Annotated in this window: 11 protein-coding genes; 2 read left to right on the forward strand and 9 right to left on the reverse strand. The window is 37.6% G+C overall.

What is annotated here, in order from left to right; translation table 11 throughout:
- Window positions 1-358: 358 nt before the first annotated feature.
- The 4 genes from V7K36_RS03350 to V7K36_RS03365 all read right to left on the reverse strand — a co-directional run bounded on the left by V7K36_RS03350 (window position 359) and on the right by V7K36_RS03365 (window position 7315).
- On the reverse strand, window positions 359-595 hold the full coding sequence (locus V7K36_RS03350; protein WP_335113182.1) for a hypothetical protein: 237 nt from the start codon (window positions 593-595) through the stop codon (window positions 359-361).
- A 393-nt stretch (window positions 596-988) separates the two neighbouring features.
- Entirely contained in the window at window positions 989-1585 is a 597-nt protein-coding gene (locus tag V7K36_RS03355; protein WP_335113184.1) for a Uma2 family endonuclease, read from the reverse strand.
- A 156-nt stretch (window positions 1586-1741) separates the two neighbouring features.
- Window positions 1742-6226 carry a translation initiation factor IF-2 N-terminal domain-containing protein gene (locus V7K36_RS03360; protein WP_335113186.1) on the reverse strand — a complete coding sequence of 1495 codons (4485 nt, stop codon included), beginning with the start codon at window positions 6224-6226 and terminating at the stop codon, window positions 1742-1744.
- Between the two features lie 171 nt (window positions 6227-6397).
- Window positions 6398-7315 (reverse strand): histone deacetylase family protein, encoded by a 918-nt coding sequence (locus tag V7K36_RS03365; RefSeq protein ID WP_335113188.1) that lies wholly within the window; start codon window positions 7313-7315, stop codon window positions 6398-6400.
- Window positions 7316-7419: 104 nt separating this feature from the next.
- On the opposite strand from V7K36_RS03365, the gene V7K36_RS03370 reads away from it, so the two are divergent.
- Complete coding sequence (locus tag V7K36_RS03370) at window positions 7420-8430, forward strand: mechanosensitive ion channel family protein (protein ID WP_334832248.1); 1011 nt, start codon at window positions 7420-7422, stop codon at window positions 8428-8430.
- A 197-nt stretch (window positions 8431-8627) separates the two neighbouring features.
- Here the strand turns inward: V7K36_RS03370 and V7K36_RS03375 are convergent, their stop codons facing one another.
- Window positions 8628-9407: an MBL fold metallo-hydrolase gene (locus V7K36_RS03375; RefSeq protein WP_335113190.1), complete on the reverse strand. Its 780-nt coding sequence runs from the start codon at window positions 9405-9407 to the stop codon at window positions 8628-8630.
- Between the two features lie 120 nt (window positions 9408-9527).
- Here V7K36_RS03375 and V7K36_RS03380 point away from each other — a divergent pair, with 120 nt between their 5' ends.
- Window positions 9528-9668 carry a hypothetical protein gene (locus V7K36_RS03380; protein WP_335113192.1) on the forward strand — a complete coding sequence of 47 codons (141 nt, stop codon included), beginning with the start codon at window positions 9528-9530 and terminating at the stop codon, window positions 9666-9668.
- 309 nt (window positions 9669-9977) lie between these two features.
- Here V7K36_RS03380 and V7K36_RS03385 read toward each other — a convergent pair whose 3' ends face one another.
- From V7K36_RS03385 to V7K36_RS03400, 4 genes are all read right to left on the reverse strand, one after another.
- Window positions 9978-10475 carry a type II toxin-antitoxin system VapC family toxin gene (locus tag V7K36_RS03385; RefSeq protein ID WP_335113194.1) on the reverse strand — a complete coding sequence of 166 codons (498 nt, stop codon included), beginning with the start codon at window positions 10473-10475 and terminating at the stop codon, window positions 9978-9980.
- A complete protein-coding gene (locus tag V7K36_RS03390) occupies window positions 10456-11292 on the reverse strand; it encodes a hypothetical protein (protein ID WP_335113196.1) in 837 nt (278 codons plus the stop codon). Before V7K36_RS03390 ends, V7K36_RS03385 begins: the two co-directional genes overlap by 20 nt.
- 151 nt (window positions 11293-11443) lie before the next feature.
- Complete coding sequence (locus tag V7K36_RS03395; RefSeq protein WP_335113198.1) at window positions 11444-11770, reverse strand: type II toxin-antitoxin system HicB family antitoxin; 327 nt, start codon at window positions 11768-11770, stop codon at window positions 11444-11446.
- Window positions 11763-12071: a toxin HicA gene (locus V7K36_RS03400; RefSeq protein ID WP_335113200.1), complete on the reverse strand. Its 309-nt coding sequence runs from the start codon at window positions 12069-12071 to the stop codon at window positions 11763-11765. The genes V7K36_RS03395 and V7K36_RS03400 overlap by 8 nt, the downstream gene beginning before the upstream one ends.
- Window positions 12072-12409 lie beyond the last annotated feature (338 nt).

Consider the following 12409-nt stretch of genomic DNA (forward strand, 5'->3'; position numbering starts at 1 on the left):
ACCGCTTGCCTTTGCCAACAAAGTTTTCTAGGTCTAGTATTCCCAAATGCTTGGAAGGAACAACATCTTCAACTTTTGCTGCTTTGCTTATTTTGGGTAGTATTACCCACAAACAATAGAATTCCCGACTTCTTAGAGAAGTCGGGAATCTAAGCCTTTCAATTTTCACAAATCAAATAGGATTGCTATATAGTCTGTACTGTCATTGAATTCATGAAAGTCTTCCAAGCTGCTTGAGAAGCCTTAAGATAATGCAATTCTCAGACTCTTTTGATGTAGTAAAGATTAAGTTTTAATAATCTTTACAAATCACACAAAACGTCAACTAAACTAATTCGACAACAATAGCAGGCAGGCTTTATGAAATAGGACTGATTATATCTACCTCCTCCAAGGATGGTGGCGATTCAGAAGAACTAGCGCTACTTTCTGGTGTTGGAAGCTCATCACTTACAATTCCATCCCATGAGTAGTTGCAGATTTTAGTGTGAAGTAATGTACCAAATGTCAGGTTAATTGCCACGGCGAAGGAATCGATAAAAATTAGATTTATAAAGCGATCAATCATTAGACCCCCTTGAGCTAAATTGAGCATCAAGTGATATTTGCTTTAGACTACACATGCCACAATCTCTTTTCCAGAAATATCTCTTATCTCAATAATTATCGGTTGAAGGAAAAAGGGAGAAAGGGATTGTGGGTAAGGGCAACAGGCAAAAAAATATTATTTATCTTTATATATGTGCCTTAAATGGTCGCGTAGGCGTAGCCTGCCGCAGGCATCGCCTTCCGTGGGTTTCTTAATTTTCCTATCCAATCTTGTACAAAATTCTGATATTTTTTGAGATAATTATCTGATGACTCAAAACAAAATTTTATGACGAATAATATCAGCTTGAATAATGATTAGTTTTCTCAGTATATTGCCTAAAATTTTATCTATCACATTTTTCAGATTATCATCAACAAGTTTAGCAAAAATCGCCAGCTATTTCTGAAGCGCCTGCTGAAAAGTTTTGATGGCATCAACATGATTTACCATATTAATGCAGCGTAACAACAAATTAAGATCGATTCCTTTGACTTCCTCACTACTAGAAACCCTTTCATAGTGAAGCGCGTTACCCTCTTGACGCAGGTGATAAACTTCTAACACGCCATCTTCCCAGAACCACACTTCAGGAATCAACAGCCGCTTGTATGCCTCAAGTTTGTTGATCCCGCCACTAGTAAACACCACCTCGATCGCCAAATCGGGACGCACTCGACCAGGAGCAAGTTTATAGGATTTATCTGCTTCTCGCTTCACAGTACCCGATTCACTTTCCAAAGTCATTGAGCCAGTTGGAGTAAAGTCAAACCCTGCCATCAGCAGGTAAAGTTCCAACAATGCGCCGAGCCTTTCCTTAACAGTTTCGTGGAGTTCTCCAGGCATTCTTCTGATCTCCAAAATACCATCCAGGAAAGACAGCCGATATCCTGGACGGTCTAACAACTGCTCAACAGCTTTGAATTCTCTCCAAGTCAGTCCCTCAAACAAAAGGGGTGATTCTTTCAGGGGTGTTGCGATCGCTGCTGGGGTCATAAAAGTCTCCAGTCTCTTTCTAAATGAGAAATAATCAGTTTTGGAGGGCAGTTTGTTAATTGTAACTTCTTTCTAGGAGCTTAAAAATTATTTTTTCTCACCTTTTTATATTTGCTGTTTCTCACCTAAGTCTTTAATTAACAACATAACCACTTTTCAAATAATTAGAGAAACATCAACGAAACCTCCATGAAGACTGACAATATTTGAAACTTCTGAATACATACTTCCGACCTTACCTGATTGATGGGTAAATAAATTATGACAACCCACAATTATCAGCAGTTCTTGAGCGCGAGAAAATGCAACATTTACCCGTTCTGGCTTCTTAGCAAATCCCACATCTCCTTTACTATTGTTGCGAACCATACTAACGATTACAACAGGCCGTTCCATCCCTTGAAATCTGTCTACTGTACCAGTACGAATTTCTAGCGAAGGGAAAAGTTCAGATTGCAGACGTTCATCGATTTTTCTTAATTGAGCGCCATAAAACGTAATTACAGCAATTTCTTTTTTTGGTTCACCATTAGCAACTTTAGAAGCCCAAGTAGTTTCAAACTGCTGACATAAACGTTCAATCGCATCAATTTCTGGAGTATTAAAGTAAGAAGTTCCGTTTCGTTGCTCTAAAAACTGATTCTCGATAGGCGTTTTTACCCAGATAAGATGCTGAGATTCTTGGATGATTTTGCCTGCTAAATGATGTGCGCGTTTTGTATCCGGCTCTAAAATACCAGATTCTAGTTTACCGTCGTAAAATTGGTTGATTGCTCCCATAATAAATGGGTGCATCCGATATTGTGTAGTTAGCATTTGTTTGATGCTTTCATCAGCAGATTCAAACTGACTTTTAAACAGTGATTCTTCTAGGAATTGTAGTTCTTCTCGTGTATTACCAATTGTTTGAGCAACTTCTTCTAAAGTGCTAGTATCAAGCATGGGTGGTAATTGCCGATGATCGCCTACCATGACTAACTTTTTACCTTTCAAGGCGGGGATTAGTAACTCTGGTGGAGTACACTTACTAACCTCATCAATAATGACGACATCAAAGGATTTAAATTCTTCAGAAAAACCTCTGTTTGCAGCTTGAACACAGGTGATACCGACGACGTTGGCATTATCTAAATATATACGCCTTAAATCGTCGCTATCGCCTTCAGTTGGCTGTCTTAATTTTCTTATCCAATCTTGTACAAAATTCTGATATTTGTTGAGATAATTTTCTTCTTTTTCGAGTTGCTCTTGCCAAAATTCAAACTGAATATTAAGACCGCGCAATAACTCTATATTAAATAAGTCAGCAGCAAATTTTTCTGGTTTAAATTTATCCGGTATTCTTTGCCATTCTGTCAACCACCAGCTTCTTTCTATTATTAAATTTTGTGATGGCTGTGGTTGTGATTTTTCTTCTACTTCGCGGAGATTAATTTGTAATTTATGAAGCTCCTGTAGAGAAGTTTCAGTTTCTTCTTGTAGCTTTGACAAATGCTCATGTAGAGAATTTTTAATTATCTCCAGCATAGCAAAAGGTTCTAATGATAAAATTAATATTTCAAGTTGACTGATGCAAGTTCCCCAATCATTCACTTGCTTTGAGAATTCTTGGGGCTGCTCCCAAATATTTGATTGTGTTGCGAGATATTGTTCAGTTAGAATGCGTAATTGAGCAGGTATATTTGGCTGTTGGTTAAGTTCTTGCAAGATATTAATAACTCGTCCAAGTTGCAAATTAGCGTTCTCCTGTGCTTTTTCTACCTCAGCTTGAGTAATGGATATTTCCTGTTGGCTGATTTCATTTGTCTGAAGTTCATTTAATTGTCGTTGCAGATACTGAAGCTGTTGTTCAGTTTCTGTTTTTACTTTTAAAACACATTGACGCGCATTTATAAGGATAGTATCGAGCAATTCGTGTGTAAGCTGGGTGAGAGTAGAATCAATGTTATTCCATTCCCATGATGCACCATAGGTTTTTTGCATTCTAATTAAAAAAACCTGGGTATTCTCAACCAGTAATTTTCGTTGTTTTACGGTAAGTAGTTGATAATTGTTAAACTGTTGATAAGTTTCATGCCATTGGGTGCGATCGCGATCGCTCTTTGATAGCACCATTGGAATCTGACTAAAATTTTGTTGTAAAAAGTAGCTAAAATTATGCTGTTTACCTCGCCTATCACTAAAACCTCCATCTATCTCATAAGCGATCGCCTTTGTTAAGACTTCCCATTCTGGTAGGTTAATTTTGTATATCTTTGGTACTATTGGTAATTTTAATGTGTTAGCAAACATCAACAAACCTAGTGGTAAGTCTACTAAATTCTCTGTTAGTGGTAAACCTGATTGATGACATTCTTTCAAGGTTTGATACAGATGGGAAAATGCTGTAGATTTCCATTCCTTAACTGCTGAGATAATATAATCAATTTCCCGTTTGCGATTCTGCCAAATCTGGATTGTTTGCTGTAGGTTTTGTAGCTTGGTTAGATATTGCTGATAATCTGGTTGTAGCTGATTTAACGAGGCGAAATTCTGTTTAACAACCTGTACCCGCGCTGCAACTTCTGACATGGCTTCGGTTGCATCTTGAGCATAAGTAAAAGCAGTTTTAAATTCAGAAATTTCTATTGCTACAGTTTCACGCAACCAAACCGCTAAACCAAAAGCACCAATCCCCGGACGGACAAAGCCAAGTTCATCAGTATATTTGATAGCTTTACGAACGTTTCCTAAAAATTCTTCTATTAAACTGTTACCTTCTGTGTAGGGCTTAAGAAGTGGCAAAAAATCTGTAACTTCTGGAGCTTCCCAGTTGAGATTTCGTGCGGTATTTAGGATGTTTTCTAGACCGGCAATTAGAGATTGAATCTCATTCTGTTTTCCTACGGTTTCGTTATAAGACTTTTCTTTATTTTTAAAGTTTGACTCTATTTTTACCTTGTTTTGATGGAATTTATTTTGTTGCTCATTGAATTCTTGCTCGGCTTGAAAGTAGGCTGTGAATCTTTGCGAGGATGCCACTAATTGACTGAAAATTTGGATATTTTCGAGCCGTTTAGTAAGATTCGTTTCGCAGTCATTTGCTGTATTTTCTAGCCATCTGCCAATCACTTGGTCTTCTAAAAATGGCTGTCCTTCCTCGCCAACTTTCTCGGCTCTACCCTTGCGTACAGCGCGAATAACTGGGTTGTGAACTAATCGACTCAGGGCGTTATCTACTGCTAAATTGGCTTGAGATGCAATTAGAGTTCGTCCACCACGAAGCGCAATTTGATAGCAAATCTCGGCAATTACGGTAGTTTTACCAGTACCGGGTGGCCCTTGGATCAGAACAAGATCCTTAGCGGCAAGTACCTTTTCTACTGCTGCTTTCTGACCAGGATTAGCAGAAGATAATAATAAATCTTCTGGTTGAAGTTCAACAGTGGTTTTGATTTGTCTAGCCTGAGAAGCATCGAATAAAAAGTTACCCAAGTAGGGATTTTGAGTGTAACCATTATTCAAATCATCTAAAGCTTTTTTCTTGCGCTGAATCTGCTGAATATCACCAACTGCCTCGAAACATAAAAATCCGGTAGCTGGTAATTGATAACGCTCTGCTGCCATGTATTCAGCTAAGTCGCGTTCTAGTCTGAGACTGATAATACAACGGTTGGGGTCAACATCTTCAACAGTCCCTAATTGACGACCGCTAATCCAATTTTTTCCGACGGGAGCAGTTTCAAAAAGTTTCAAATCTTCGTTTTTTGTCCGTCTTGCTCGTTCCCAAAAGTTTTCTACGTCGAGGGAATTTTGATAAAAGCCGTCAAGGGTGGCTGAGGCTACATCAATTTCAAAACTGATTCGTCTTTTAAAGTTATAGTTATGACTTACATAACGCACGCAAAATTGACGCGCTTTAGCGATTTTCTCTTCAATTTGTAAAAACGCTTTCCAAGCTTTCAGCTGATCTTCTGTAGGCACATGATCGCCACAGATTGGCGCGGCGGCGATGCGTTTCAATGTTGCTGGCGGAATGTCGAGATGATGCTGATGATTGGACAGCAAACGTAAGCGACAAGGCACAGCATAACTATCGGCGTGTCCCCGTGATGGTTGTAACAACTGAGCCGATAATATTTTTAAACCGCCGCGTCCATCTTTTTGTACAGCCGCTCTAAATCCTAATGTTTTTCTGAGCTGCTCAAGTCTTGCGGGTAACTGAAAATCATCGCTGTCTGTTGCGATTGTCAAATCCCAAATTTCTTCTCTTGCTTCTTTCCCTGCACCTTTGCGACGCACATAAAATAGAGAAGGCTTTTTCCCGACACATTCCAACATTAACTCATTGGCGCGATCGCGCCGCTCCCTAAATTCGGGATATGCTTCCAGGGCAGTTTTACCTTCAAGATGGCGGATAAAACTATCAATTGCTGAAGCTATAAACATATAGCCCCAATCTTCAGAGTTTGTTTTAATTTTTGAGGATTTTACTGTTAGTTTATTTGCGGCTAGACGAATGCGTTCTGCTTCTGATTCTGGGATTGTACTGTTATGGCTTTTAACTGCAATGTTGAGCTTTTCGCAAATTGCTAATAGCTTTTTACTATCCAAATTTAATTCTTTTGCGAGTTCGTAGATTCTGAGTTTGCCGTTATTCATCCAGTTTCGTAAATTCGTGGACAATGAGGGTTTAAATTTAAACGCAGAGGGGCGCAGAGGAGCGCAAAATATTATTTTAGTGCGATTCGCTACGAATTAAATTTGGCAACACTCTGCATACCTTTTCGTTTAAAAACTTTACGATTTTGGGTAGTATTGCCCACTAAATGACTATAGTTTATACTGCTGATAAACTTCACTAGCGGCGCGATGCAGCAGGGAATGACGCCAAACTAGAGATTTCATATCATCAGCATAACCGCCACCAATGACGCAAGCGACAGGATAACCACTACTCATACAAGTACTCAAAACCTGCATTTCCCGGCGAAAAATGCCAGCATCGGTTAAAGCTAATTTGCCCAAGCGATCGCCTATATGAGGATCAACACCTGCATCATAAAATACTATATCCGGCTTGACTTTAGACAATAAATCTGCTAAGTAATTCGCCAACGTTTGTAAATAAGCGTCATCTTCCATTCCCACCGGCAAAGGAACATCCAAATCGCTGTTTTGTTTAGTACCGGGGAAATTGACTTCGCAGTGCATGGAGAAAGTAAAAACGCTGTCGTCGTCTTGGAAGATAAAAGCGGTGCCGTCTCCTTGATGAACATCCAAATCCACAATTAGGATTTTTTGGACAAGTCCAAGTTTTTGTAAAACGCGACAGGCGATCGCTAAATCGTTGAAAATACAAAAACCAGACCCATAACTAGGAAACGCATGATGAGTTCCACCAGCTGTATTACAAGCTAAACCCTGACTTAGTGCCAGTTTAGCAGTAAGTATTGTACCACCTACCGCTACACAAGTACGATTCGCTAATGCTGGACTCCAAGGCAAACCAATGCGACGCTGTGCTTTGGGGTCTAGGGTTCCTTCGCAATAAGCTTTAACATAGTTTGGGGTATGGACTAACTCTATCAACTCTGGTTGCGGACGTTCGGGAGTGTGAAATTGTTCTTGATTAGCTACACTATCAGCTAACAGCAATTCGTAGAGTTGTTGGAACTTAGACATCGGGAAGCGATGTCCTTCAGGTAGGGGGGCAATGTAATCTGGGTGGTAAATAATTGGCAAGTCCATAATCCAGAAAATCTCAAGCAGCTAATCCGACAACTAACAAGGTAAAATTTAGCCATAATCACAGCAAAAATGCTGCTCTCCTAAATCTAAAATTCCAAATTTATATGATGGAATGGATTCCGCCGATTGCGTTTATTCTAGCTGGCTTACTGGCTGGAATAATTGGTGAAAAAGTTATCTTCAAAAAACTGGAAATATTCGTTAAGAATAAACGAATTGCCGGGGGTGATATTATATTTTATTCCCTGCATCGTATGACATTTATTTGGTTTGTCATTGCCGGTTTTTTTTGGGCAATTCTGAGTTCTCCCCTCAAGCCAGATATTGCGATCGTACTGCAAAAAATTCTGACGATGGCATTGCTGTATTCAGTAACGCTAGTCTTAGCCAAATTGACTGCTGGTTTTGTTAATTTATTTATTCGCAGAGCAGAAGGGGTTCCCACATCACTAATTTCTAACCTTGCTAAGATTACTGTTTTAGTTTTGGGAACATTAATTATCTTGCAAACGGTGGGTATTGAAATTACGCCGATAATCACAACTTTAGGGATTGGTGGTTTAGCAGTTGGTTTGGCACTTCAAGACACACTTGCAAATTTGTTTTCTGGTTTTTACTTAATTATTTCTAAGCAAGTTAGAACCGGAGATTATGTGAAATTAGATGCTGGGCATGAGGGATATGTCATAGATATTACTTGGCGCAATACGACAATTAAAGAAATTTCAAATAATGTAGTCATTGTTCCCAATGCTAAGTTGTCTGCGGCGATTTTCACCAACTATCATTTACCTGCAAAGGAAATTACTTTAACAATCGATGTGGGTGTAAGTTATGATAGCGATTTGGAAGAAGTTGAAAAAGTGACTGTAGAAGTTGCCAAAGAAGTCATGCAAGAAATTGCACCGGAATTAAAAGAAAATGAACCATATATCAGATTTCATACTTTTAATGATTTTAGTATAGATTTTACGCTTTATATGCGCGTCAATGAATACTTTGATCAGCGTATTGGTAAACATCTATTTGTCAAAAAATTACACAAACGCTATCAGCAAGCAGGAATTCAAATTCCTTTTCCGATTAGAGAAGTGTATATGCAAGATAATTCATAAAGCCCCGGCGACTGGAAATCGCGCGCCAGTTGCTCATGGGGGAAACCCCCAAGACCGCACTGGCTTGGCTACACAGCCAAAACCCACCGATCTGGGTTAAAAACCTTTGATTTTCTCTTAGTCCACAGAGGTGGACTTCTCTGCGAGACGCTGCGCGAACCTTTGTATAGCCGCGATTTTTAATCGCTAGGGCTAGCTTAGATTGCTAATGCTCGTTTTACCAATGGTAGTTCAAAGCGATCGCCTGGTTTCGGCTCAAGTACCTGCGTCGAAAGATTGTTTTTCTCTACTAGCGAACGAAATTCTTCAGCACTTCCTTTAGTCTGAAGGAGTTTCGTGATCAATCCTTCAAACATCACATCTCCTCCGGCAGCTGTGGGTAGTATGACTTGAGGTTTTAACCACCTTACTACTTCTAAGGCGCTATTTCCTCCTTTAATAAAAGGCCCAAGCAAAGGTAGCGTTAAGTCAACAAACGGTGTAATCACCACATCAACTGGTGCAGCTTGCTTAAGTTGTGGGGAATGATACCCATGAGGCTCGTAGTATACAGTTAAACCACTCTCCAAGTCTTTGAGGAGATAACTGTTTTCTACCACAGTGGGGCCAATTGGAGAGCCTGGAAAAGCTTTGATTTGAACTTGATTATTTAAAGTGAAAGTTTCCCCATGAGCGAGAGTAGTTACCTGGGTGTAACCTAACTGCTGTACTACCTTGGCAGCATTGGGAGAAGCTACAACCTTAATGCTGTGATCGAGTAGCTTGAGCGTTGGTGGGTGAGCATGGTCTTCTAAACCCTGAGACAGCAGGATCAAATCAATATTATCTGGGATTGGACGATTTTGCGATCGCGAACCTTTAAAGAACCAATCCAAATTCCTGAAAATTAACGAACCAACCAGCCAAGGGTCAATTAATATTCGTTTCTCGCCGATTTCCAGTAACCAACTATTGCTGTCTAACCAAGTTAAGAACATAAACTTATGTGAAGATAACGCCTACCTTTATTATCTATCAAACGTATACAGCTAGAGTAGCCACAGCTTTGCAACAGGTTGCATAAAAAATGCTTCTTATCTTATACCATTAATGAGTATTTGAGCCTCATTACTGCTGGTTCGCTCTACAACACCAGGGAAATCCAAAACTTTCTCGGACACCGCGATATCAAACACACTGAAAAATATACTAGGCTGAATGCTCGACGCTTGCTGAATTTTGATTGGGGCGATTTGTAGCATCTTTAGTCTTTGCTTGTTTTGCTTGTCCTAAAAATCAACCTCTAATGCCTCGTCAACTTTGTTCATTTAAATCAAATTAATGTGAGTATTTTATTAAAAACAAGGAAATAATAAATATTATAGGACTTACGCACTGTACAAATTTATTATCTTGTGCATCAACGAGAATACGTCATTTCAGGCTTTTAAATATCATCCTTTGATAAATAACGATCGCCTAAAAAGCGTCGAAAAATCTAGGTTTAATGGCTGAAATCCATACTACATATTTAGTTTTTCCTGTCAATGCGTAAGTCCTATATTATATTAAACAATTGAACCCGCTTTGGATTTCCAACATTCTAAATTCAGACTTCTTACGGTACTGATTTGTTTAAAATCACTATCCTCAGATACTATAGTTAGATTGTACTGAATGGCTGTACAGGCTATCCATAAATCGTTAGTATATATTCCTATATCTTTTATTTTTAATTTTCTTCTATCCTTCTTGTCTTTCGGTGCAAATTTATCAAAAATTTCAGCATGAAACTGACCATAAATTTTAGATGTATCTTGATCTATTGGATGTATAACTAAATTTTTAGCAAAGGACTCTATTAAGTCTGTATTTTCTTTTTTTTTATCTGATTTTTCAGCCATTAAAATTAACTCACCATATATAATACTGTTAATAGCTAGTATGGTATCTTTCGGTAGCGATTCTAATTTATTTATTACGTTCGTGTCTTTTTGAATAATTATAAAACTACAATGATTTGTATCTAATAAATACACTGACTCCTCACTTTCTTCTTTCTTCATTGATAAAATCTAAACATTCTTCAAAATCATCTCCTTTCCATTCAGGGGAAGATTGAATAAACTTTAACAGCGATTGTACATTAGGCTGATCTTCTTTTAGCTTTTTTAATTCCCATAAAATTGCTTTTGCGACGTGTCTAATACTATTGATATAATTTTTGATTTTTTGTTCTTTCTCATCAATTTTGGGTATTTTTATATAATCTCTCCAACCTTTATTGGAAGATAGAGCTTCAGAAGTAGTCTCAATGTTTTTGAGTGCATTTTTTGGGATTAAAGAAGCATTTTCATCCTCTAGTATTTCCAATACATAACACATCGAATAATATAAGTTTTCCAGCCAATTGAGTTTGTCATCAGCTGGTTTATTAAAAGCTTCTAAATATGTTATTGTAATTTGTAAGTCTTCTGCCTCTTTTAACTTTTTTACTAAAGTTGTGAGATCGTTTTCTAAAGGTACAAGACTGGTTTCTAAAGTTACAAGATTGACGAGACTTTCATGAAGAAGTTCCCCTATGGCTTCATGTGTTGTATATTCTTGACGCTTTATGATAATTTTTTGAAGATTAGTACGGAAATCCCGTATTAAGTTTATTTTATGTAATGGGTTTTCTAATTCTTGAAATTTTAAGGTGAATTCACTGATAACTTTTGTAGATTCAGTTATTTCATGTATGATAATGTCGGTGTTATCATATTTTAATAACTTATTTAAATTTATACTTATTTCTTCTATTGTATTATTTAAAATGAAACTAAATTCCTGAAGCGAATTTGTAATCTGAATATTATCTTCTGTCGATAAAGATGTAATCATCTTTTCCTCTCCAAAACAATTTTGTTTTTGACACAACTGCTAAAAGTATAAGTCCCTTATATTATACTAAATACTATTTACATTTGGATATTGAGGTCGATTGATTGGATATGACGGGCTGTAGAGCGTTGGGATAGATAAAGCGAAAACTTTAACACGCAAGTTTAAGGCTTACATAGCGATTTAAGCTAATGTTTTGGTCTGCTGCTTCTATAGCTAGTCTACGATGATGTTCTGGAGGTATACGAACTACAAATTTACCACTATAATTTTTTTCTGAAATGGGTTCTGGAATAGTTTCATCATTCGCTCCCATATCAGCTACTACATCTTTTACCAAGTCTGTAATACCTTCGAGTGCTGTATTACGATTTTTATCGAGAAAAGATAGACTAGGAAATTCAACGCACAATCCTACAAATTCCTCATCTTCCCTTGACCAAGTAACTTTATAGGTGTAGTGGTCGTAGTTAACCATCTTTCGTTTCCTCAAATTTTTCAATCGCTTCTAATTTTTCAATCGCTTCTAATTTTTCAATTGCTTCTAATTTTTCAATTGCCTCTATAACCTGCTTAACTTGAGAATCCTTAGCTTTTCCATTCTTTTCTTGAATGTTTATACGCGGATCTCCAGACCAGGGCATTTTATAGACACAATGGCTAGTTCCTTGTTGTCTGGGTTCTCCAAAGTAGTGATTGCAAACCTTCATTAAATCGGTAAAGTTTACATTCTTAGGATTTTTCTTTAATTTAGCAAGGAGTTTTTCTATTTGTGACATACGTCTTATACCAAGTTGTAGTCAATGAGTAGAACGTGTCTACGAAATGACAGATTAAAAACAACTTGGTTTTAGCGTTAAATTAATAATAGTATCAATATTGATACTATGTCAAGCATGATGACTATTTTAGTGTCAATGGTTGGAAAATCTTTACTATATATAGGTTTCAGCCTATTAATTGCAAAATACTCTCTGATGAAAAAGAGAGATTTTGCTTTCTTGTACTTCATTACTCCCGGTTCGCTGATTTTTTTTGGAGTTCGAGAAATTGCCGAAAAACAGAAAATATAGGTTTAGTAATGGTTTTAGCGATTTCCCTAAATTTACCTTGAACT

Source organism: Nostoc sp. (assembly GCF_036919555.1).
GTDB lineage: Bacteria > Cyanobacteriota > Cyanobacteriia > Cyanobacteriales > Nostocaceae > Nostoc.